Below are 22,349 nucleotides of genomic sequence, written 5' to 3'. Positions count from 1 at the left end.
GGTCGCAGTTATGCCAACAATTATAATGGATTCATGCAGCTACACACGCTTAGGCCTTACTGATTATATGTCTGTTAAGGGAGTTAAAAAGAAAAATATAACTTCCGTCACCGACATTGAGCAGCTTCAGATTAAATGCCAGCAGCTTCAACCTGGCGTAGTATTTATTAACGAAGATTGCTTCATTTATGAAGCAGATGCGAGTCAGCGCATAAGAAATATTATTATGCAGCATCCTGACACGTTGTTTTTTATCTTTATGGCTATCTCTAACATCCATTTTGAGGAATACCTCTACGTTCGTAAGAACCTGATTATTACATCAAAATCGATTAAGCCGGCGACGCTTGATAATTTACTTCTCTCCTATTTCCAGAAGAAGCTCAACGTCTCGCCTCGCTACTCTGCGGGCTTTGATGTTCACCCATTAACGCTCAGCCAGACCGAGTCAAACATGCTGAAGATGTGGATGTCAGGGCACGACACCATTCAGATCTCCGATAAAATGCAGATCAAAGCGAAGACGGTTTCTTCGCATAAAGGGAATATTAAACGCAAGATTAAAACCCATAATAAACAGGTTATCTATCATGTAGTGCGCCTGACCGACAACGTGACCAGCGGTATTTACGTTAACGTTCGTTAAGGGTAAAAAAAGAGCCGGCTGATGCCGGCTTTTTTTATTCGCGCCTGTTATCTGGATCACACTTTTCCGTTAACCTTTCTCGCCTCTCTGCCGATGTGTTGTAAACAGAGCGAAGCCTGTCGCTTCGTTTATCCAGACAGAGAGCAAAGGACATGACAGCAACTCCCCAAGATACGCGCATCAGTTTCTGGCAACATCTGCGGCTGGTTCCCCTCTTTACTACGATCCTCGGCGCTATTCTGCTTTTATTCGCCCTCTGTATTGGCCTCGCCAGCTATTTTCTGGTGCAGAGCAATCAGTCGCTGAAGGACGTTACTGAGGAAATTCAGGTTCGTATGGCGATTTCCAACAGTTCCAATCACCTGCGCACCGCTCGTCTTAATATTATTCACGCTGGCGCAGCGGTACGCGTTGGCGATATGGATCTGTTTAATGAAAACCTTAAACAGGCGGAAAAACGTCTTCAGCTGGCTGCCGATAATTTCCAGGCCTATCTCAATCGCCGGGTGAAAACGCCGGAAGATGAGGCGCTGGATGGAGAACTCACTACCCGTTTTAACGCCTATCTGAATCAGGGCCTGCAGCCGATGATGAAAAGCGCCAAAGACGGCAGCTTTGAAAACGTTATCACTCGTGAAACTGACTTCACGCGCGGGCTGGATAACGGCTATAACGACGTGCTGTTAAAGGCGATTGCTATTCGCACCCAGCGCGCTGCCGCTATTAACGCCAGCGCTGACGCACAGACGCGCATGGGCTTTATTATGATGGCCAGCGCTTTTGCTGCCGCGCTGTTACTGACGCTGGCGACCTTTATTCTTTTGCGCCGCGTGGTTATCGCCCCGCTTCATCAGGCGGTAGGGCGTATTGAACGTATTTCGCAGGGCGACCTCACCGCGCCGTCGCAAAGCTGGGGCCGCAGCGAAATCGGGATGCTGGGCAGCAATCTGCAGGTGATGCAGCAGGCGCTGGTGAAAACGGTTGGCGTGGTACGCGAAGGCGCCGTGGCCATTTATCAGGGTTCTACGGAGATATCCGCAGGCAATACCGATCTCTCTTCCCGCACCGAGCAGCAGGCGGCCGCGCTGGAGGAAACCGCCGCCAGCATGGAGCAGCTGACCGCCACCGTGAAGCAAAACGCGGAAAACGCCCATCACGCCAGCCAGCTTGCCAGCGACGCCTCCGGCAAAGCCCGCCAGGGCGGCGATATCGTTTCCGGCGTGATCGGCACCATGAACAATATTTCCGCCAGCTCGAAAAAAATCGCCGAGATCACTACGGTAATCAACAGTATCGCTTTTCAAACCAACATCCTGGCGCTGAACGCCGCTGTGGAAGCCGCGCGTGCTGGCGAACAGGGCCGTGGCTTCGCGGTAGTAGCCAGCGAAGTCCGCAATCTGGCGCAGCGCAGCGCCGGTGCGGCGAAAGAGATTGAAAGCCTGATTGCCGAATCGGTAAACCTGATCGATCGCGGCTCGACCCAGGTCAGCGAAGCGGGCGAGAAGATGACGGACATCGTGGGAGCGGTACGCAGCGTAACCGATATCATGGCCGAAATCGCTTCTGCTTCGGATGAGCAGAGCCGCGGCATTCAGCAGGTCAGCCAGGCCGTGTCGGAAATGGATAACGTTACTCAGCAAAACGCCGCGCTGGTGGAGCAGGCTTCTTCCGCCGCCGCGTCGCTTGAAGAGCAGGCTTCAAGGCTGACTCAGGCCGTAGCGGCCTTTCACCTTAGCGGCGTTGCGGTAGCCGCTCGCCCGGCACCTGTCGCGGTCAAAGCCAGATCGGCGCCTTTGCAGCCTGCGCTGGCGGACGGCGACAACTGGGAGAAGTTTTAAACAGGCGTAAAAAAGGGCGACCTCGTCGCCCTTAGCCGTTTAGTCGGAATGCGGTTCCACAAAGATGCCATCCTGATGGCCCAGCTCGTTGAAAAACCAGATCCCTTGTGGGTACTCCTCCAGTGAAACCAGATACATGGTGCCTTCGCTAAAGTCCTCTACCGCCAGCACCGTGCCGGCGCGCCGTGGCCCGCCATCGGTTTTTACCGTAACCCGATCGTTTACCTTCATCTGTTTCCCTCGTGGTGTCGTAAGCTACAACTAAGATAGCGCATCTTACCCGGGAAACCGTCTCTTTAGCGACGGGCGATAACCCAAACGGCATGCACGATGCCCGGGATATAGCCGCAAAGGGTCAGCAGGATATTCAGCCAGAAAGCGCCGCCGAAACCGACCTGCATAAAGACGCCCAGCGGCGGAAGTAGAATAGCAATAATAATTTTCAAAAGATCCATGTCGCCTCCATAGCGTGGATAACAGCTTGTTTTGTAATCGTTTGTTCAGTATAGCCCGAATCTGCCGCTGCGCCTGGCCTGCAGTGTAAAACAACGTAATACCTGAGGAATTTTTTCACTTTTTTAACGTTTTACCGCGAGACTTCTGACAAGCCCGCAGCATACACTCTTGTGACTGCACCAACCCCAAAGGCGCAGTCAACCTAAAAAGTAACAAGGATTTTTGCCCGCGCAGCGCGGGCTTTTTTTTGCCCTTTTTCACCTGCCGGGCAAAAAAAACCCGGCCAACGGCCGGGGAAAAATGGAAATTCGCTACAGAGTAAAATCTCTGACCCACACAGCCTGACGGAAAAGCCTGCCAGGAATTTTCTTAAGTTTGCGTGAACCCGCCTCTTCTACTGTGAATTCATCCACCTTTCGCATGTCATCTTCCCATGGCGTCGCCTGCTTATCCGTAAGTAGTCGCTTACGTCGCTCACTGCTGTTTTTTAAGAAAATTCCTGGCTGTGCCGCTTCGTTTAGTCTCCGCCTTGCCTGCGCCTTCGATGGATACCGCTATACTTGAGTATCCGCACAGGCGAAGGAGAGATGACGATGCCGGCGCTGCATGACCCACTGATGATAATTACCGATTTGGATGGTTCGCTGCTGGATCATCATACCTATAGCTGGCAACCCGCCGGGACGTGGCTGGCACGACTGAAAGCCGCTGAAGTCCCCGTCGTGATCTGCTCAAGTAAAACGGCGGCGGAGATCGAACCTTTACAGCGCGAGCTGGATATTGTCGGCGCGCCCTTTATCGCCGAAAACGGCGCCGTGGTGAAATGGCAGCAGCAACCCTCTTCCGCCGCCGCGCAGCCGTCCGGTAAAAATTATGCCGCGCTGTGCGACATCCTCGCGCAGCTTCGCGAACAGCAGGGTTTTAAATTTACCGGTTTTGCCGACGTCACCGAGAAAGAAGTCGCGGACTGGACGGGCCTGACGCCGCGCAACGCCGCGCTGGCGAAGACGCGGGAAGGTTCGGAAAGCCTGATCTGGCGCGATACGGAAGCGCGGTTCGCCGCTTTCCGCGAGGCGCTGGCGCAGCAGCAGCTGGAGCTGGTTCAGGGCGGCCGTTTCTGGCACGTCATGAATCAGGGTCGCGGTAAAGGCGCGGCGCTTGAGTGGCTGCTCACTCACTATCCGCATCCCGCCAGCGGCCGCTGGATCACTATCGGCCTGGGCGACGGGCCGAACGACGCGCCGATGCTGGAAAAAGTGGACTATGCGGTGGTGATTAAAGGCTACAGCAAAAACCCCGTCGCGCTGACGCGGCGCGACAATGTTTTTTACAGCGCAGGTTTTGGCCCGGAAGGCTGGAGCGAAGGCCTGACGCATTACCTGACCTGATTTCCCACATGGCGCCCGCAGGGCGCGGCTTAAGGAATACGCGATGAGTGATTTTTTCCAGAATGGCGTTATCACCAACTTTCATAATCTCACCGCACGCCCAGTCGAGGAACTGGAACAGGATCTGGTGCAGTTCGCCAACCGGCGCAAAATGGGGCTTATTCTGCCTTCGCTTTTTTCGGAGCTGGAAGGCCCGGCGCTGGGCAATATCGTTGACGAGCTGGCTAAAGTTCCCTATCTGGAAGAGATCGTTATCGGGCTGGATCGCGCCGACCGCGATCAGTTTCTTTACGCCCGCGACTTCTTTTCTCGTCTGCCGCAGCGGCATCGTATTTTATGGAACGACGGCCCGCGCCTGAAGGCGATCGACGCCGAGCTGGATAAAGAAGGGCTTTCCCCTTCTCAACCCGGCAAAGGCCGTAACGTCTGGTTCTGCACCGGTTATACGCTGGCTTCGGAGCGGACGACCTGCGTAGCGCTACACGACTGCGATATCGTTACCTACGAGCGCGGTATGCTGGCGCGGCTGCTTTATCCGCTGGCGAACCCCGCATTCCAGTATGAGTTCTGCAAAGGTTTTTACGCCCGCGTGGCCGATAACAAGCTCAATGGCCGTGTAGGCCGCCTGCTGGTCGGGCCGCTGCTGCGTTCGCTGCAGAAAGTGTATGGCCACTCGGAGTATCTCGACTATTTGAACAGCTTCCGCTATCCGCTCTCCGGCGAGTTTGCGATGCGTACACACGTGCTGAACAACATTAAAATTCCCGGCGACTGGGGACTGGAAATCGGCGTGCTGTCGGAGATCTACCGCAACTACACCACGCGCCAGAGCTGTCAGGTGGAGATCGCGCATAACTACGATCACAAGCATCAGCCGCTGTCGGAAGAGGATGGCACCGGCGGCCTGCGCCGAATGAGCAACGATATCGTGCAGTCGCTGCTGCGTAAAATGGCGACCATGGGCGTCAATTTAACCAGCGACTCGTTCCGCGTGCTGAAAGCGACCTACTACCGTAACGCGCTGGATATGATGGAAACTTACAGCCATGAAGCGTCGATGAACGGCCTGAAATTTGACCAGCATGCGGAAGAAGCGGCGGTGGAGATGTTTACCCAGTCGATTCTGGAAGCGGGACAATCCTTTATCGAGCGGCCGAATGAAAAGCCGTTTATTCCCAGCTGGAGCCGCGTGCAGTCCGCTTTCCCCGACATCATGCAGCGTATCTACCAGGCGGTGGAAGAGGATAATCAGGGCAACGTCTAATCCCGTTCGCAGACACGGTTCCTGCCTGACGTTTTCGCAAGATAGAGCCGGCGATCGGCAATCGATCGCAGGCTTTCAAAATGGTACTCGCCAGCTTCCTCGCTGGCGGCGACGCCGAGCGAAGCGGTGATGCGCAGCCACGCTGAGTTTCCGGCGAAAACCTGCTTTTGCGCCAGCGCGGCGCGAACTTTTTCCGCTATTGCCGCGGCTTCGCTGGCGGTCGCGGGCAGGGCTATACAAAACTCTTCGCCGCCTACGCGTCCCGCCGTAGCGGCTGGCCCGATAGCGTCGTGAATAACGGCGGCGGCATACGCCAGCACGCGATCGCCAGCCTCATGACCATAGCCGTCGTTGACCTGCTTGAAATGATCGAGATCCAGCTGGATGACCGCGAAAGGCGCCTGTGCAAGCTGGTTCTGACGCGCCAGCGCTTCGGCACAATCGAAAAACGCACTGCGGTTCAGCATTTTCGTCAGGCCGTCATGCCTGGCCCGCCAGCGATACTTCTCCTGCATCGCCAACAGGCGTCTGACCAGCCGCAGCACCGCCTGATGCGCCAGCAGCAGCACCAGCGTAAACAGCAGCCACATCCCCAGCAGCGTCAGCGCCATCCGGCCAACATCGCTTTGCAGGCCCTGGCGCAGCGTGGCGACTTTAATCACCACGCCGTTTGCATAGCGTGTTTTGACCCAGCTGATATAGCGCAGATTAAGCTGCAGCGCGCCGCGGCTGCTGTGGGCGATCGCTTTTTTCAGCCTGAGGATTTGCTGCTCGTTCAGCTGTGCCGCGAGCGAAGCGCTCTCTGCGGTGCGGGCGAGCGGCTGCAGCGCCGTGTCGTAAAACAGCACGCTGCCTGCAGGCGATGGCGGCAACGAGCGCTGCAGCTGGCTACTGATATGCGTGGAAGAGAAATCCATCGCCAGCACGCCGTACCAGTAGCCATCCTGGTCTACCGGCAGGCTTAACGTCAGCGCGCTGCTGGCCGGCGCGGTGTCGTCCGGACTGCTCCAGCGCGAGCGCCGTTGCGGATCGTTTTCAGGCGCCATCGCAATAAACCAGGGCGCTTTAACCACGCGGGCGAAATAGCGCAGCGTGTCGCCATCACGCTGCAGCGGCGTTGAGCTGAGCCAGAATCCTGCCCGCGAGATATACCAGAGCCGCGAATGAAAATCTCTGCCCGCATCGTTCAGCCGCAGGATCAGACTCATAATCAGCGTCGCCACCAGCTCCTGCCTCAGGCGACGGTCGTCGCGCAGCAGCGGTGGAAAAGCGGCTATCTGGCTATCCGCAATGCCGGTCAGCGGCAGGCTATGGGTCGCGCTGGCATAGAGATGCCAGACTGGCTGATGGCGCAGCAGCGCGAAGTGCTGCAGCTGCAGCCGCATCTCGCTGTTTTCAGCAGGCGCGCGCATGACCTGCTGCAGCATATTGCGATAAAACAGCAGCTGATCGAGGCTGAACTGAAACTGCCCGTCGAGATCGCCCGCAATATCATTGAGGCTGGCGCGCTGATTAAGCTCCCAGGTTTCCTTCAGGACTTTACTTTCCCGCCACGTCAGTAAAGAGGAGAACAGAAAGACCAATAGAAAACAGAGATGAATAATGACCGCAGGCCGGGAATGGAAAAAATCCTGGGCTAACCTCACGCAGAAAAGCTCCCGATCGCAGGAAGGATGTTTCAGTTTAGTTGCGGCATGGAGGTTGCGCCAGTGGCGCTTCTGCGGAAGTAAATGATAACAGGACGAAAATTTTCGTCCCGTTCAGAAAAGGCTAGCTGGCAAGCTGAGCCTGCCCGGCGCTCAGCGCGCAAAGCTCTTCTTCGCGAAAGGCTTCGCGCCGCACGCTGTAGCCGTCGTACCAGCGACACTCTATCATGCCGCTGGCATTGCCGGTCACCACCATCGCCGGCCCGCCTTCTTTAAGCTGCACTGCTTTACCGATCAGAATCATGCCGTTTCTCCTGAACTGGAACTTATGGGGAATTTCAGGTATAGCAGGCAATCGGCCAACGCGCCGTTAACAGCAGGTAAAAGTTTTGTTAAAAATCAATAAGCAGTTAAAAATGCGAATATTAAAAAAAGCGAGTAAGGATTACCCGCTTTTCAGAAAGGTCAGCTAGATTTTGCAGCCTTCGCAATCCGCTTCATCGCTTAAGTCTGTCGGCACTTCGCTCGCCTTTTTTTCCGCGTTGGCTTCAGCCTGTTCCAGCTCGGCATCAATATCGAATTCAAAAATATCGTCTTTCATTTGCGCTCCCGGGTTTGCAAGGGTTGCCTTTATACTGATTATGACCGCAGTTTGCCAGCCAGATTTACCACGCACAGCACGATCGATCCGACGATAAAACCGATGACCAGATTCGCACCGTTGCTGATAAGCGAGCCGATAATGCCGCCGCGATCGGCCGCCAGATGCTCGATAAAATGGTGAATAGCAGGCACGCCATGAGCGATAATGCCGCCGCCGACCAGAAACATCGCCAGCGTCCCTACTACCGTCAGTACTTTCATCATTTTAGGCGCCAGCGTCAGCAGCACGCCGCCGATGCCCTGCGCCAGCGATGAGGATTTCTCTTTCAGCCACAGTCCCAGATCGTCGATTTTCACGATACAGGCCACGATGCCGTAAACGCCGATGGTCACCAGAATGGCGATACCTGCCAGGATCAGCACCTGATTCAGCAGCGGCGCTTCAGACACAATCCCCAGCGTGATCGCCACAATCTCTGCCGACAGAATAAAATCGGTGCGCACCGCGCCCTTGACCTTTTTCTTCTCAAAGGCGGCGGCTTCCTGCTGTGAAAGATTGCGCAGCCGCTGCTCGCGCGCCTCGTCGCTTTTTTTATCTTTGCCGTGCAGGCTGTGAACCACTTTCTCCACGCCTTCGTAGCTGAGGTAGGCGCCGCCCAGCATCAGCAATGGGGTAATCGCCCAGGGGATCCAGGCGCTGATCGCCAGCGCCAGCGGCACCAGGATAAGTTTGTTGAGAAAAGAACCTTTCGCCACGCCCCAAACCACGGGCAGCTCCCGATTAGCCTTAACGCCGCTGACCTGCTGCGCGTTCAGCGACAGATCGTCGCCCAGCACGCCTGCGGTCTTTTTTGCCGCGACTTTGCCCATTACCGAAATATCGTCCATCAGCGTGGCGATATCATCCAGTAAAGTCAGTAAGCTACTTCCTGCCAAAATACCCTTCCTTATTTAATGTTCGTCATGCTGGCAGCAGGGACAGACTTCCACTTCCGCTACCGCCATATCAGCTATACCTTCGCAATCCCACTCCACCCTTACCGGCAGGCCCGCGCCCAGCTCGTGATGTATAAATTTGCTGACCGGGCTTTCGGTCATGCCGGCGATCTCCTCCGTCGCCACCAGCTGCTCGCCGACAAAAATGCGCGCGGTCGCCTGGGTGTTGACCATGCGCTCGCCGCTGAGTTTGTAGAGCCGCCTGACTGTGAGTTTGATACTGGCCATCGTCTGTCCCGCTACAGGATGTTAAAGAGTGTGATCTAAGCAAGTATGCACGAGAGATGCAAATTATGTGCGCTGAATCGCGTTTTAACGCAAAAAAAGGCGCGATTTCATTTGGTTGAGGCAGGCCTTTAGCGTTAACGTAACGTCCTTTTATTCAGTCGAGAAACGTTATGTTACGTCGTGCGCCCGCTTTGCTTCCGCTTCTGGCCGCCCTGTTCGCGCTGTACTTTATCTGGGGTTCCACCTATTTTGCTATTCGCGTCGGCGTGGAGAGCTGGCCACCAATGATGATGGCGGGGCTGCGCTTTCTGCTGGCAGGCGTGGTGCTGCTGGTCTTTTTACTGCTGCGCGGCGAACGGCTTCCTGGCTGGCGAGCGACGGCTAACGCGGCGCTGGTTGGCGTTCTGCTGCTGGCCATCGGCAACGGCGCGGTGACGATAGCGGAGCATCAGCAGGTGCCTTCCGGCATCGCCGCCGTGATGGTCGCGACCGTGCCGCTGTTCGCCATGTGCTTCAGCCGCCTGTTCGGCATGCCGACCCGCTGGATTGAATGGCTGGGCATCGCTGTCGGGCTGGTGGGCATTATCCTGCTGAACAGCGGCGGCCATCTCGGCGGCAATCCCTGGGCGGCGCTGATGATTCTGGTGGGCTCTGTCAGCTGGGCTTTCGGCTCGGTGTGGGGATCGCGCATTACGCTGCCTGCCGGCATGATGGCGGGCGCGGTAGAGATGCTGGCGGCGGGCGCCGTGCTGACGCTGGCCAGCCAGCTTAGCGGCGAGAAGCTGGCCGCCACGCCGACCCTTTCCGGGCTGCTGGCGCTGGGCTATCTGACGCTGTTCGGCTCGATTATCGCTATCAACGCCTATATGTTTCTGATCCGCAACGTCAGCGCGGCTATCGCCACCAGCTACGCCTACGTCAATCCCGTGGTCGCCGTGCTGCTGGGCATCGCTTTCGCCGGTGAAAGCCTGTCGCCGCGCGAATGGCTGGCGCTGGGCGTGATTGTGCTGGCGGTGGTGCTGGTGACGCTGGGGAAATATCTGTTTCCCGGCAAAGCGGTGATCCGCTCCGTTAAAATTGACTAAAACCTTACTCGGGGCGTTCACGCATCAGGTGAATGCCCTGCCAGTCGATTTCGCCGTTGCCCTGCCCGGCGAAGATCCACTCTTCCAGCCTTGAGCTGACCTCCTCGTCGGTCAGCTTCATCTTGCCGCGCAGCGCGCATTCCCAAATCACCAGCACCCGCCAGCCGCTGGCGCTGAGCTCATCGATAAATTTCTTATCGCGCGCCACGTTGCCGCCGATTTTACTCATCCAGAAATCGGTGCGTGTCGCGGGAACTTTAAACAGATAGCAGTCGTGATGGTGCCAAAAGCAGCCGTGTACAAAGATAATGGCCCGATGGTTTGCCAGCACGAAATCGGGCTTGCCGGGCAGCGTCTTATCCTGCACGCCATAGCTGAACCCCCGTTCCGCCAACAGTTCCGCCAGCCGGGTTTCGATGGCGGTATCCTGCGTGCGGATGGCGCGCATATTTTTACTGCGGGTTTGCGGATTATGTACGTCAGCCATGACCTTCTCCTTGTGCTGGCTTAAGTATAGCCATCTGCTCGCCGCTTACTTTTTTGAGCGTAATTCCACCGCCTGCGCTATCCAGGGCTGCAGCAGTTTAGCCACCGCGGCGAAAGCGGGCACCACCACCGAGTTGCCAAACTGGCGATAGGCCTGGCTGTCTGACACCGGAATGCGGAAGCGGGTTTCTCCCGGCGCCTCGAAGCCCATCAGCCGGGCGCACTCTCGCGGCGTCAGGCGGCGCGGACGATGCTGCTGGTTTTGCGGATGGTCGAAATCCGCTTCGCCCTGCTGACGATCCCAACCGCGATCGATCAGAATTTCCGAACCGTCCTTGTAGTAACGGGCAGAAAGCGTGCGCACCACGCCGTGCTCTTTATCAGGATCGACCAGCCCATAGCCGAAGCCGTTGCCTTTCGCCTGATGTTTTTTCGCATAGTTATAGAGGTATTTCCACAGCGTCGGCGTCAGGATATATTTCGCCTCGACCTGCGCGTCCAGCAGATCGCGCAGCGGCACTCTTCGCTGCGGATAGAGCGTGGAGAGCAGAGAGAGCGAGAACGCCGGCAGCTTTAAGTCGCGGCGAAAGCCTACCAGCACGATGCGCTCGCGGTGCTGCGGCAGAAAGTATTTGCCGTCGACGATTTTGGGATCGTTCGCGCCGTTGCTGTGCGCGTCGGCCACGTCGTAACCCAGCTCATCCAGCGTCTGCATAATGATGCGAAAGGTTTTGCCCTTATCGTGGCTTTTAAGATTCTTGACGTTTTCCAGCACGAAAATCGCTGGCTTTTTCGCGGTGATAATGCGCGCCACGTCGAAAAACAGCGTTCCCTGCGCCTCACACTCAAACCCGTGCGCACGACCAAGCGCATTTTTCTTTGAAACGCCCGCCAGCGAAAATGGCTGGCAGGGAAAACCGGCCAGCAGGACGTCGTGATCCGGCACCTGGCTGTCGATATGCTGATAGGCTTCCTGCTCGCTGACCGGCTGCGCGCTCAGGGTGACGTCGCGGATATCCTGATTAAAAACGTGCGTCTGCGGATCGCAATACCAGTTCGCCTTATAGGTTCGCACCGAGTATTTGTTCCATTCGCTGGTAAAGACGCACTGGCCGCCAATCGCCTCGAAACCGCTGCGAATGCCGCCGATACCGGCAAAAAGATCGATAAAGCGAAAAGCATAGTGAGGGTGATGTGCTGGCGGCTGAGGCAGCAACGCCGTCAGCGTCTCCGCTTCCGCCTGGCTTAGTACGCCGCTCGCGCCCTTCAGCCAGCGGCTCAGCGTTTCCCGCGTCCAGCCGACGTGGCCAGCCTGCTGCAGCGCAGCCAGCAGGGTTTTAATATCGTAAACAGCCAGCAGGCGCGCCGCCAGCTGGCGATCGTCCAGGCCTGGCTGCGCCGCAATAGTGTCGAACTCGCTCATAGACTCTCCGGAAATAAACGCCTGCCAGTCTACCACTTCATCGGGTGAAAGCCAGGAGGCGCAGCGGCCTTTTGACTCCGTGACATCGGCCCGCCATCAGCCTAAACTTGGCCTGTTTAAAAAAATGGAGCCGAGATAATGAGCGATTTCACCCGTCTGCCGTTGAGCCTGCCGAACGGCGCCGACAAACTGCTGCTGCACTCCTGCTGCGCGCCCTGCTCCGGCGAGGTTATGGAAGCGATTGCGGCCGCCGGCATCGACTACACCATCTTCTTCTATAACCCCAATATTCATCCGCAAAAAGAGTACCTGCTGCGCAAAGAGGAGAATATTCGCTTTGCCGAACAGCACGGCGTGCCTTTTATCGATGCCGATTACGACACCGATAACTGGTTTGAACGGGCAAAGGGCATGGAATGGGAGCCGGAACGAGGCGCGCGCTGTACCATGTGTTTCGATATGCGATTCGAGCGCACCGCGCTTTACGCTCACGAAAATGGTTTTCCCGTGATGACCAGCTGCCTGGGAATTTCACGCTGGAAAAATATGCAGCAAATCAACGAGTGCGGCGAACGGGCCGCTGCGCCCTACGCTGGCCTGACTTATTGGGATTACAACTGGCGTAAAAAAGGCGGCTCGGCGCGCATGATTGAGATCAGCAAGCGCGAACGTTTTTATCAGCAGGAGTATTGCGGCTGCGTCTATTCATTGCGCGACAGCAATTTGCATCGAAAAAGCCAGGGACGTCCGCTGATCAAGCTCGGCGTACTCTATTACGGCGACGAGGAAGAGTAGCGAACGCCGCCGTTCCCTGACCGGCCGGTCAGGGAAGCTGAAGCGAAACTACTTTTTCTTTTTGGATTTTTTCAGTAAGGCCCGCACCTGCTTCAGTTCGCTGGCGCTCAGCTGCTCATCGGCCTCTTCCGACACGCTTTGATTATCCACTTCCGGCTTCTGCTGGCCAGCAAGGCTGAGCTGCAGCAGCTGGCTGACTTCCTGGCTGAGCGAGGTCTGATTTTCCTGCGCCAGGTTTTTCAGCGTTTCTTTCAAAGCGGGGTCGATTTTTAACGTTAAGCTCACGGTGTCGGTCATGCCTGAATCTCCTGATAAATGACAGCGATACGGTAGCCTGGAAAGATAATCTTAACCATACTGTCACAAAAATTTAATATTTCTCGCGAGCGGCGACAAATTCGCGCAGCACATCGGGATCGAGCTCGCAAAATTCGCCTTTTAACTCGGCGCAGAGCTTGGCCATATAGGTAATCAGGAAATCAGCGTTGTGTTCGGCAAGGCGTCGCCCTTCCGCCGTCTGCATAGTTTTCGGTAATTTAAGCAGCTTTTTTTGAAAGTGATCCAGCGCCCACTCGGTATCGTTCAGCGGCCGCTCGCGTCCCAGCGGATCGGCGCTGTCGAAGAGCGAACGTCCCAGCGCGCCAGAAACATAGAAGACCCGTGCCAGTCCGATAGCGCCCAGCGACTCCAGCCGATCGGCATCCTGAACAATCTTCGCCTCCAGCGTCTCCGCCGTAACCCCGGCGCTGAAGCTGTGCGCGTGCACCACATGCGCTACCGCTTCGCGCTTTTCGGCGGGAAAGTCGGGAAACACCTCAAGCAGTATGCGCCGGGTTTCTACTGCCGCTTTTGCCGAAGCAAGGTGCCGTTCGGGATGGTTTTTCGGCAGATTGACGATGTCGTGAAAATAACAGCCAGCCAGCACAACCAGTTCATCAACGTTCATCCCTTTCATAATACGCTGTGCCGTCAACCAAACGCGGCGCAGATGAGCCACGTCGTGCGCTTTGTCATCCTGCGGCCAGGTTTCATGCAGCCAGCTTTCAAAACGGCTTTGCCATTGTTGCGTCATAGTCTTCTCCCGGTGGTTGAACCTGCAGATAAATCGGCGAACTGGCCCGGTTCCTGCGCAAGGCACAAAAAATGCGATCTGCATCATGTTTATAGCATCACTTTTACGGGATTAGCGATGGTTTTACCGTCAATCACGCCTGACAAGGTTGCCAGGCGGCTTGTTTTTAAGCAAATGGTTAAACGCTTATAATGTAGTTTTTGCAATAAGTTATCGGCATTTTGCCTCGCAGTAAGTTAGAATCAATGCCAACCGGTTGCTGCTTTTCAGGAGCCTTGTTGTCAGAAACATCCGATAACAGCCCTTTGCAATTACTGTAAGGGATTGTAAAGACGGCATATGTCAAATTAATGACGGTACGGATGAGCAGGCACTAACTAACCGGTCAGACCAGATCTTCACCGCCTGTCGCCCGAAGACGGCAGAAGCGAAAGAGTGGTTCAGGAATAAACAAGCACGGCTAATGTTTGCAGGACTTTTTACGACTTTTCCACACAGGCTAACAGCATATGCCGGACTCTTTTTCCGCCGATCGACGGCAAACGAGTCTTAACAACTAAAATACAGGGGTCAAACCATGAAAGAACGCCCGATTTTATTTAGCGATCAACGGGTGCGGGCACTGCTCTCAGGTCAGCAGCGCCAGACCCGACGCATTATGAAGTCACAACTTTTTGGTCCGGGCCAGGATAATCACGAGGGATGCTACGGCATTGACGTACTAAATAATCACCTGCAGGGCAGCCGCGTCATGGGCATGGAAAACCTGAGCTATCACTGCCCTTACGGTCAGCCCGGCGACAGGCTGTGGGTAAGAGAAACCTGGCGTGGCCCGGTTGTGCCGCCTGAAGAGCTAGCCGACTATGAGCGTAATCCCGCCCAGTTTAAATCCCCGGCCTGGTGTCGCTATCGCGCCGACACCAGCGAATTTTCCAGCGCGGGCGAAGAAGATGAGCACTTTGGCTGGCAGGCCGGTATTCATATGCCGCGCTGGGCGAGCCGCATCGATTTGGAAGTTACCGCCGTTCGGGTAGAAAAAATTCAGGATATCAGCGATGACGACGTGATGGCGGAAGGCGTGCAGACGGACTCCCACTTTCTCAATAATTTTTTCACCATGCACAATGAAGTCGTCTCACCAAAAGACGCCTATCGTAAGCAGTGGGCGCTGCAGTATGGCGGCACCAGCTGGGAAGTGAATCCCTGGGTTTGGGTGATCGAGTTCCAGCGCTTATAGCCTTCCCCGCGCGCACGGGCCGGCTGTCGACGCCGGCCTGGCCGCGGCAATTTTTTCTGTGCCGTCACAGAACCCCGTTGAAAAGCTTGCTCAAACCCGCGCTTCTGTTCCATTCTGCCCTGCCTTTTAGACGAGCCTGACGCCGCGGTAAACGCTCCGCTCCGGCCGGGCAAGGTTCCCCTTTCTGCTTTGGGTGCATCATGATCAAATGGTTCTGGAAATCCGACGAGGCCGTTATCGACGAGCTGCCCTGGCAGCAGGCAATGGCGATCCCGCTGCTGGGCGCGCTGAGCGAAGCCGAGCAGCAAAAGCTTATCCGCCTGGCGAGCCGTTTTTTGCAGCAGAAGCGGCTGGTGGCGCTGCAGGATTTCGTGCTGGACGAGCTGAAGTCCGCGCGTCTGGCGCTGCTGTTCTCTCTGCCGGTGCTTAATCTTGGTATTGAATGGCTGGACGGCTTTCACGAGGTACTGATCTACCCCGAACCTTTTCTGGTAGACGATGAGTGGCAGGATGAGTTTGGGCTGGTTCACCGTGAAAGCATGGTGCAGGCGGGCCAGAGCTGGGAACAGGGGCCGGTGGTGCTGAACTGGCTGGACGTGCAGGACTCTTTCGATCTCTCCGGTTTTAATCTGATTGTTCATGAGGTCGCCCATAAGCTGGACAGTCGTGGCAGCGGCTACGCCAACGGCGTTCCGGCAATGCCGCTGCGCAACGTCGCCGTCTGGGAGCAGACGCTGCACGCCGCGATGCTGAATATTCAGGATGAGATCGAGCTGGTCGGCGAAAGCGCCGCGACGATCGATGCCTATGCGGCCAGCGATCCGGCAGAGTGTTTTGCGGTGCTGTCGGAATATTTCTTTAGCGCGCCCGAACTGCTGTATGAACGTTTCCCGGCGCTCTATCAACACTTTTGCGGTTTTTATCGTCAGGATCCGCTAGGTCGACTACAGCAGAGCGGCCCTGGCCATAACGATATCGTACATTAATTGCCCCGCCTGTTTTAAAGATAGCCAGTTGAAAGCTTTACCTTTTTTTCCTGTTGACTCCACAGGCCGCCCTCGCTACTATGCGCTGCATCAACCGATTCCTCTGTAGTTCAGTCGGTAGAACGGCGGACTGTTAATCCGTATGTCACTGGTTCGAGTCCAGTCAGAGGAGCCAAATTAGAGAAGCCCGCTTATATAAGCGGGCTTTTTGCTTTTCTGGATTTCTTAGAACCGCTCATCTAATCCGCAAAGAGTTCAACTATTTCGCACAGCCTGCTTGCAGTGATCTAAATCACATCCTGACACGTGCGATCCCTGCTCTTTAACCGCTTATCCCTCTTCCCGAACCGCTTACCGCCGCATATTACCGCTCAGTCAATTCTCCCACACTTTGCTGTGGCATTTGGTCACTATAGCGCCTGGACAAACTGGCTTTTTAAATAAGGCTGTGGATATGAGAACTCAAAAAATCCTCTGCTAAACCAATCAATCCCCTGAAAACCGCGGCGGGTTTATCGGTGCGGCCAGTGGCGCTACAAAAAGCGCCTGCCTGGTGCTAAACCGGCCGTCATGCTTTTTTGCTGTCGGCTCTTGCTCTTCGCCCAGCCCATCATTTCCACCGCCGCTTTTTTCCAGAGCGATCATAATTGCTATCAGCGTAGAGATCGCGCTGACAGACAGGGATTAAGCCGCTTTCTGTCGCCGAACGATAGCTTTTTCCGCCGCTGGCGTTGAGAATAACGCCCACAGCGGTCATTGACGGATATAAAAGGGGTAACAACATGCAACATGGACCATTAACGGCCGAAGAACTGGAGTGGCTGGACGATATGCTGGCGCGCTACGGCACCGATGACGCGGTGCTGGACGCCTCGGAGCTGGATGGTCTGCTGACCGCCCTGCTCTCCGCTCCGGAAGCTATCTCCGACGAACGCCTGCAGGCCATTATCTGGGGCGGAGAAAATAATCTTCCGATCTGGGATGAAGTTGACCAGCAGCGTTTTCTCGATCTGGTAGCGCAGCACAAAAACGATATCGCCGAGCGCCTGAAAGAGTATCCCGAGCAGTTTGAGCCGCTGTTCGGCACCAGCAGCGCGGAAGATCTGGAAGTCACCATTGTAGAAGAGTGGTGCATCGGCTATATGAAAGGCGTGGCGTTAACCGACTGGTCGGCGTTGCCGGCGCATCTGCAGCCGGCGCTACAGGCGATTGCGCTGCACGGCAAGGAAGAACATTTTGGCGAAGTGGAAAAAATGACGGCGGAGGAGTTTGAGCAGAGCGTGGAAGCTATCCGTCACGCGGCGCTGGAGCTGGCCGGCAACTGGCCGCTGCATTAAGCGAAGCGCGCCGCGTTACCCGACGCGGCGCGAGCCGGATTGCACAGTTCATTCCAGTAGCTGTAGCGCAGCGTCAGGCGATAGCGATTATTTTTCACCGTATCGCCTCGCGCGCAGCCAGCTTACCTCAAAGCCATATAGCTGGCTGACCGGCAGCAGCGATTCGGCCAGTCTTGAGGGATTGTCGAGCTCTTCCTGCGCGACTGGCTGAGAAAGCCAGGCTGAGAAAGCAGCGAAATATTTCCTGATTGTGGCGTTCATAACGTTCTCCGGCGGCAGGGTTGCGATAGCGAGATTTAACCGCAGCCATCACGGAGAGGGAAATACCCTCTTCTTCCAACCTTTGTCGAAAATCAGCTTAAGGTTTTTGTGGTATTCTTGCGGGCTTCAGCCGTTAAGGCGCCGGATAACAACCTGACTGATTCGCTATGTCCGCTATTGCCAAGAGAAAAAACGACCCGGAAGGGTTAAAAAAACGCATCCTTGCCGGCGCGCTGGCTACCTTTGCCGAGTTTGGCCTGCAGGGCGCGCGCATGGAGCAGATCGCCGAACGCGCCGACACCACCAAACGCATGATGGTCTATCACTTCACCAGCAAAGAAAATCTTTATATGGCGGTGCTGGAACAGGTTTACCTGGCGATCCGTCAACATGAAACCGGGCTGAATCTTGCCGAGCTGCCGCCGCAGTTAGCGATGCAGAAGCTGGCGGAGGCGAGCTTTGATTATCACATCTCCCATCCCGACTTTATGCGGCTGGTCTGCAGCGAGAACCTGATGCGCGGCCGCTTTATCAGCCAGTCCACACGTATCAAGGCGCTGAACCAGAGCGCGCTCGACGTGCTGGATGAGATCCTGACTCGCGGCAAAGCCGCAGGCGTTTTCGACCGCCATGTAGAGACGGTGGACGTGCATCGTTTGATCAGCAGTATCTGTACGCATAACGTCTCTAACCGCTACACCTTCAATACCCTGTTTGGCGGCGGTGAAAGCGAGCAGCGGAGCATCGCCCGCAATCGTCAACTGGTGGTGGACGCCACGCTGCGCTATTTACGCCCGGCGGATTAACGCTGTCCTCAGGCTAAAGGCCAGCGTTTTTTAATCCGCTTCCTGCTGATCCAGCGCGGCCAGGGCAGACAGAAGCAGGCTTTCTCCCCGACTTCTTCTCCCTGAATAAACAGGCGGCGCCGTTCCTCCTGCGGCAGTTTAATCTCCAGCTGCCGCCATTTGGGCCGGAAGCTGCCTTGCCAGCTGAAATCCAGATGGATAGCCTCGGCGGAACATTGCATGTTCCAGCTCAGCCACAGCGCCTCATCCTGCTGATAACCCCAGGATTCGCCATCGTCTTCAAACAGCAGGCCGCTGCTGCTGCCGGCGGCAGGCTGCGGGAACAGGTGCAGCTCGCGCTGAACGTCATTGCCGTGCGGGCTTTGCGGCAGGCCTGCGCCTGCACGCACCAGCAGCGGCACTCTCTCCAGCGGCGCGTCAAGCGTGATCCACTGGCCGCCGCCGTACCACTGACCGCTCCAGAAATCATACCAGCCATGCTGATTATCCGGCAGCCAAAGGCGTCGGCTCCGTGCACCCGGCTCTACTACGCTGGCGACCAGGAGATCCCTTCCCAGCAAAAACTCGTCGCATTCAGCAAAGGTCTGCGCATCGTGCTGATGATCCAGAAAGGTTGGCCGCAGCATGGGTTCATCTTCGCTGTGCGCCTGCCAGAGCAGCGTGTAAAGGTAAGGCATCAGGCGGTAGCGCAGCTTAATCGCCTGGCGGACAAGCGGCGTGACCGCAGGATACATCCAGGGTTCGTTAACCGTGCGATCGTCATTCCACGAGTGAATAGTAAAACGCGGATGCATGACGCCATTCTGCACCCAGCGGACAAACAGCTCCGCGTCGGGCTTGTCGCCTGCAAAGCCGCCCACATCATGCCCAACGTTGTACAGGCCCGACAGACTCATTCCCAAACCCATGCGGATGTTGTAACGAAGCGTTGTCCAGCTGGTGCGGTTATCGCCGCTCCAGGTCTGCGCATAGCGCTGCATTCCCGGCGAGCCGGAACGGGAAATCAGCCACGGCCGCTTGTGCGGCGCGAATCGCTTCTGCGCCTCCATCGAAGCCCGCATCATCAGCAACGGCATTACGGGACGCAGGTGCTTGATCGCCGTTGGTCGGCCAAAACCGTGACAGCGCGCTTCGTCATCCCAAATCTCATATTCGTTATTGTCGTTCCAGGTGGCGTCGATGCCCTTTTCCAGCAGCTGGCGAGTCACGTTATTCTGCCACCAGTCGATAGCTTCAGGATGGGTAAAATCCAGGTGCGAGCCTTCATCGTCCCAGAAGACGGAGCGCTCCGGCGCGTCGCTTTGCGAGTCCCGAATAAACAACCCGCGGCTTTCCAGCTCCTGATAGCGTGGATGATCCTGCAGCAGGCAGGGTTTGATATTGGCGGCCAGACGTATACCCGCCTGATGAAACGCCCGGCTCAGGCCCAGAGGATCGGGCACCTTGTCGTGATTCCAGTTGAAAACATAGCGCTTGTCGCCAATCGAGGTGTAGCCGGATGAGAGCTGGAAAGAGTCGCAGGGAATATCATGCTCGTGACAGAGGCGAATAAATTGCAACAGCTGGCGCTGCGCGTCCGGCGCGTCGGTGTAGCTCATGGTCGAGCCGCTGTAGCCCAGGCTCCATTTAGGGCCGAAGAACGTTTTGCCCGTCAGCCGCACAAAGGCTTTGGTGATATCCAGAACGCGTTCCGCCGCGAAAAGATAGTAGTCGATATCGCCGCTTGCGGCCTGCCAGCGGCGATAAGGCTGGTGATAGTTATCCAGCTCGTTGCCTAGATCCAGCCAGCTGTTGCTGAGATTGTCGTAGAACAGCCCAAAGCTGAGATCGTCGCGACAGGTGATGGTAAAGGGCAGATGTTTATAAAGCGGATCGGTGGTCGCCGCGTTATACCCCATTGCGTCCAGATTACGCATCTCGTAGCGCCTGCCGTTGCGCAGCAGATCGCCTGCCTTCTCGCCCAGGCCATAATAGCGATCTTCCGGCAGCCGCCGCTGATAGTGCGCGACGCCGTCGCCGTGAGCGTTAAGCTGCAAAGCGCCTGTCGGCCGGTCGCTGGCAAGAAAGCGCCACTGCCCGTCGGGCTGGCGATAGTGCCACTCCAGCCACAGCGGCTGATGCACTTTTACCCGCAGCCGTTCCGTTTCGATAATCAGCTCTCCGTCCAGCTCGCTCAGGGTAAAAGGCGGCAGAGAAAATCCCGCCAGGCTGTCGCGCGGTCGGCCTTCCCAGGGCACATCCTCCTGCGGCGCGATACACCAGGTGCGATCGAGCGAGAAGTGACCGTCACGCCTGACCACGACGCGCAATAGTGCCGGTTCCAGCACGTAAAGGCAGCAGTGGTGTTGACCCTCAACCAGCAGCGTCACCGAGTGGCGATCCGACGCCAGCAGCGTCCACTGTTTTAACGTTTTCATACCAGACTCCCTTTTTTAGTCCGTCGTTCCGCAATAAAGGCCACCAGAAACAGCGCCCCGAACAGGTCGAAAAAGCCCATTGCGATAAACAGCGGGTTGAAACCGATTTTGTCCGCGGTATAGCCAATCACCAGCGAAAACAGAAAGCTGGATATCCAGGCGAAGGAGCCGCGCATCCCGTTAACGGTCGCCATTTCGCCTTTATTAAATCGCTCCACCACCAGCGCGCTCAGCATGCAGGAGATAATCTGATGGCCGAAACCGCCGACGGAAATCAGCGCGATGGCCATATAAGGGCTTTTGGTGAAGGCCACCAGCGCCAGCGACAGCATCAGAAAAGCGCCGGAAATCGAGCTGGCCACCACGGCATTAACGCGGGTGCAGCCAAACAGGCGGATATAGAGTCGGGTCAGGTAGCCGCTCGCCACGCTGCCCAGATCCGCCGCCAGGAACGGCAGCCAGGCGAACATAGCGATCTGTTTTAAATCCATTCCCAGTTCGTTGGCCAGATAGAGCGGCACCCAGAAGCTGAGTACGCCCCAGGCGGGTTCTGCCATAAAGGCGGGAATAGCGATGCCGTAAAACCGCTTGTTGCCGGCGACCGAACGCAGCGCCTGCCAGAAACTCTGCTTTTGCGCGGCCGGTTCCCGATCCTGCTGAATAAACGCCAGCTCCTCGTCGCTCAGGTTGGGATGCTGCGCCGGATTGCGGTAGAACAGCCACCACAGCGCAACCCAGGCCAGCGCCAGGCAGCCGGTAAACAGAAAGGCGCCCTGCCAGCCAAACGAGGCGTGCGCGAAGTAGATAATCGGCGGCGCCAGCATAGCGCCGATGGAGAAGCCGACGCCCGCCCAGCCTGCGGCGATCGGTCGCTCCTTTTTAGGAAACCATTCCCCCAGCACTTTGGCGTTGGCCGGCGTCGCCGCCGCTTCGGCGCCGCCCATCACAAAGCGCAGTATCGCCAGCTGCAGCCAGCTTCCGGCGCCCGCATGCAGCAGACAGGCCAGCGCCCACACCGTCGCACAGAGCAGAAAGCCGATCTTCAGGCCGATCACGTCGATCAGCCAGCCGCATATCGGCTGAAAAAAGGTGTAAGCGAGCTGAAAAGCGCCCACGATCCAGGCGTACTGCTCCGTGGTGATGCCGAGGCTTAGCTTAAGCTCGGGCGCCAGAATCGCTAAGGAGTTGCGGGTAATGTAGTTCACGGTGACGCCGGTCAGAAACAGGATAAGCACCCACCAGCGCAGATGGCGGACGGTACGCCTGATGCCCGTCACGCCGCGTTCAGAGTTAATGCTGCGGTTCATCTGATTTCTCCATGTCGATAACGCTTCTCAGAGCTTGTGGATCGCCGTCGACCTTTCTGGTCAACCAATTTT

The 22,349-nt window shown here is 56.6% G+C and carries 24 protein-coding genes and 1 tRNA gene; 11 read left to right on the top strand and 14 right to left on the bottom strand.

The features are described 5' to 3' along the window. Positions 1–10 precede the first annotated feature (10 nt). Positions 11–646, top strand: coding sequence for a transcriptional regulator RcsA (gene rcsA / locus MKZ79_RS02030; protein WP_336139745.1), 636 nt, complete (start codon positions 11–13; stop codon positions 644–646). Positions 647–798: 152 nt separating this feature from the next. Continuing rightward, positions 799–2,484, top strand: coding sequence for a methyl-accepting chemotaxis protein (locus tag MKZ79_RS02025; protein ID WP_336139743.1), 1,686 nt, complete (start codon positions 799–801; stop codon positions 2,482–2,484). Positions 2,485–2,523: 39 nt separating this feature from the next. Here the strand turns inward: MKZ79_RS02025 and dsrB are convergent, their stop codons facing one another. Beyond that, positions 2,524–2,715 carry a protein DsrB gene (gene dsrB, locus MKZ79_RS02020; protein WP_336139741.1) on the bottom strand — a complete coding sequence of 64 codons (192 nt, stop codon included), beginning with the start codon at positions 2,713–2,715 and terminating at the stop codon, positions 2,524–2,526. Positions 2,716–2,780: 65 nt separating this feature from the next. Further along, complete coding sequence (locus MKZ79_RS02015) at positions 2,781–2,939, bottom strand: YqaE/Pmp3 family membrane protein (RefSeq protein ID WP_336139739.1); 159 nt, start codon at positions 2,937–2,939, stop codon at positions 2,781–2,783. 594 nt (positions 2,940–3,533) lie between these two features. Between MKZ79_RS02015 and MKZ79_RS02010 the strand changes: the two genes are divergently transcribed. Together MKZ79_RS02010 and MKZ79_RS02005 are read left to right on the top strand one after the other, a co-directional pair. Further along, positions 3,534–4,328 carry a mannosyl-3-phosphoglycerate phosphatase-related protein gene (locus MKZ79_RS02010; RefSeq protein WP_336141326.1) on the top strand — a complete coding sequence of 265 codons (795 nt, stop codon included), beginning with the start codon at positions 3,534–3,536 and terminating at the stop codon, positions 4,326–4,328. Between the two features lie 43 nt (positions 4,329–4,371). Further along, the gene (locus MKZ79_RS02005) at positions 4,372–5,592 is read left to right on the top strand and encodes a glycosyl transferase (RefSeq protein WP_336139737.1); all 1,221 of its coding nucleotides are present in this window, start codon (positions 4,372–4,374) and stop codon (positions 5,590–5,592) included. Here the strand turns inward: MKZ79_RS02005 and dgcQ are convergent. From dgcQ to MKZ79_RS01980, 5 genes are all read right to left on the bottom strand, one after another. Next, a complete protein-coding gene (dgcQ, locus tag MKZ79_RS02000; RefSeq protein ID WP_336139735.1) occupies positions 5,589–7,238 on the bottom strand; it encodes a cellulose biosynthesis regulator diguanylate cyclase DgcQ in 1,650 nt (549 codons plus the stop codon). The genes MKZ79_RS02005 and dgcQ overlap by 4 nt on opposite strands. Positions 7,239–7,362: 124 nt before the next feature. Further along, the gene (locus MKZ79_RS01995) at positions 7,363–7,542 is read right to left on the bottom strand and encodes a YodC family protein (protein WP_336139733.1); all 180 of its coding nucleotides are present in this window, start codon (positions 7,540–7,542) and stop codon (positions 7,363–7,365) included. A gap of 165 nt (positions 7,543–7,707) precedes the next feature. Then, positions 7,708–7,839, bottom strand: coding sequence for a hypothetical protein (locus MKZ79_RS01990; protein WP_255416512.1), 132 nt, complete (start codon positions 7,837–7,839; stop codon positions 7,708–7,710). A gap of 38 nt (positions 7,840–7,877) precedes the next feature. After that, on the bottom strand, positions 7,878–8,777 hold the full coding sequence (locus tag MKZ79_RS01985; protein WP_336139730.1) for a DUF808 family protein: 900 nt from the start codon (positions 8,775–8,777) through the stop codon (positions 7,878–7,880). Between the two features lie 15 nt (positions 8,778–8,792). Further along, a complete protein-coding gene (locus tag MKZ79_RS01980; protein WP_336139728.1) occupies positions 8,793–9,065 on the bottom strand; it encodes a hypothetical protein in 273 nt (90 codons plus the stop codon). A 170-nt stretch (positions 9,066–9,235) separates the two neighbouring features. Here MKZ79_RS01980 and yedA point away from each other — a divergent pair, with 170 nt between their 5' ends. After that, positions 9,236–10,150 carry a drug/metabolite exporter YedA gene (gene yedA, locus MKZ79_RS01975; RefSeq protein ID WP_336139724.1) on the top strand — a complete coding sequence of 305 codons (915 nt, stop codon included), beginning with the start codon at positions 9,236–9,238 and terminating at the stop codon, positions 10,148–10,150. A gap of 4 nt (positions 10,151–10,154) precedes the next feature. On the opposite strand, the gene MKZ79_RS01970 is transcribed toward yedA, so the two are convergent. Further along, on the bottom strand, positions 10,155–10,637 hold the full coding sequence (locus MKZ79_RS01970; protein ID WP_336139722.1) for a very short patch repair endonuclease: 483 nt from the start codon (positions 10,635–10,637) through the stop codon (positions 10,155–10,157). A 45-nt stretch (positions 10,638–10,682) separates the two neighbouring features. Then, positions 10,683–12,059, bottom strand: a complete 1,377-nt coding sequence (locus MKZ79_RS01965) for a DNA cytosine methyltransferase (RefSeq protein WP_336139720.1) — start codon at positions 12,057–12,059, stop codon at positions 10,683–10,685. Positions 12,060–12,197: 138 nt separating this feature from the next. On the opposite strand from MKZ79_RS01965, the gene MKZ79_RS01960 reads away from it, so the two are divergent. After that, on the top strand, positions 12,198–12,854 hold the full coding sequence (locus tag MKZ79_RS01960; protein WP_336139717.1) for an epoxyqueuosine reductase QueH: 657 nt from the start codon (positions 12,198–12,200) through the stop codon (positions 12,852–12,854). A 48-nt stretch (positions 12,855–12,902) separates the two neighbouring features. Here MKZ79_RS01960 and MKZ79_RS01955 read toward each other — a convergent pair whose 3' ends face one another. Both MKZ79_RS01955 and MKZ79_RS01950 read right to left on the bottom strand, forming a co-directional pair. Continuing rightward, positions 12,903–13,151 (bottom strand): hypothetical protein, encoded by a 249-nt coding sequence (locus MKZ79_RS01955; RefSeq protein WP_336139715.1) that lies wholly within the window; start codon positions 13,149–13,151, stop codon positions 12,903–12,905. Positions 13,152–13,224: 73 nt separating this feature from the next. Next, positions 13,225–13,926, bottom strand: a complete 702-nt coding sequence (locus tag MKZ79_RS01950) for a phosphohydrolase (protein ID WP_336139712.1) — start codon at positions 13,924–13,926, stop codon at positions 13,225–13,227. 577 nt (positions 13,927–14,503) lie between these two features. Here MKZ79_RS01950 and MKZ79_RS01945 point away from each other — a divergent pair. From MKZ79_RS01945 to MKZ79_RS01930, 4 genes are all read left to right on the top strand, one after another. Next, positions 14,504–15,163 carry a hypothetical protein gene (locus MKZ79_RS01945; protein ID WP_336139708.1) on the top strand — a complete coding sequence of 220 codons (660 nt, stop codon included), beginning with the start codon at positions 14,504–14,506 and terminating at the stop codon, positions 15,161–15,163. Positions 15,164–15,363: 200 nt separating this feature from the next. After that, positions 15,364–16,149, top strand: a complete 786-nt coding sequence (mtfA, locus tag MKZ79_RS01940) for a DgsA anti-repressor MtfA (RefSeq protein WP_336139705.1) — start codon at positions 15,364–15,366, stop codon at positions 16,147–16,149. Positions 16,150–16,248: 99 nt separating this feature from the next. Beyond that, positions 16,249–16,324 (top strand) — tRNA-Asn (locus tag MKZ79_RS01935). 607 nt (positions 16,325–16,931) lie between these two features. Further along, complete coding sequence (locus MKZ79_RS01930; RefSeq protein ID WP_336139703.1) at positions 16,932–17,486, top strand: UPF0149 family protein; 555 nt, start codon at positions 16,932–16,934, stop codon at positions 17,484–17,486. Positions 17,487–17,573: 87 nt separating this feature from the next. On the opposite strand, the gene MKZ79_RS01925 is transcribed toward MKZ79_RS01930, so the two are convergent. Beyond that, the gene (locus tag MKZ79_RS01925) at positions 17,574–17,747 is read right to left on the bottom strand and encodes a hypothetical protein (RefSeq protein WP_336139701.1); all 174 of its coding nucleotides are present in this window, start codon (positions 17,745–17,747) and stop codon (positions 17,574–17,576) included. Between the two features lie 167 nt (positions 17,748–17,914). Between MKZ79_RS01925 and MKZ79_RS01920 the strand changes: the two genes are divergently transcribed. Then, positions 17,915–18,553 (top strand): TetR/AcrR family transcriptional regulator, encoded by a 639-nt coding sequence (locus MKZ79_RS01920; RefSeq protein ID WP_336139699.1) that lies wholly within the window; start codon positions 17,915–17,917, stop codon positions 18,551–18,553. Between the two features lie 8 nt (positions 18,554–18,561). On the opposite strand, the gene MKZ79_RS01915 is transcribed toward MKZ79_RS01920, so the two are convergent. Both MKZ79_RS01915 and MKZ79_RS01910 read right to left on the bottom strand, forming a co-directional pair. After that, entirely contained in the window at positions 18,562–20,970 is a 2,409-nt protein-coding gene (locus MKZ79_RS01915) for a glycoside hydrolase family 31 protein (RefSeq protein WP_336139697.1), read from the bottom strand. Continuing rightward, the gene (locus tag MKZ79_RS01910) at positions 20,967–22,277 is read right to left on the bottom strand and encodes an MFS transporter (protein WP_336139696.1); all 1,311 of its coding nucleotides are present in this window, start codon (positions 22,275–22,277) and stop codon (positions 20,967–20,969) included. The genes MKZ79_RS01915 and MKZ79_RS01910 overlap by 4 nt, the downstream gene beginning before the upstream one ends. Positions 22,278–22,349 lie beyond the last annotated feature (72 nt).

Source organism: Erwinia sp. CGal63 (assembly GCF_037026505.1).
Taxonomy (GTDB): Bacteria; Pseudomonadota; Gammaproteobacteria; order Enterobacterales; family Enterobacteriaceae; genus Erwinia.
Note: the sequence above shows the minus strand (reverse complement) of the source record. Positions and strands in the feature narration are given on the sequence as shown.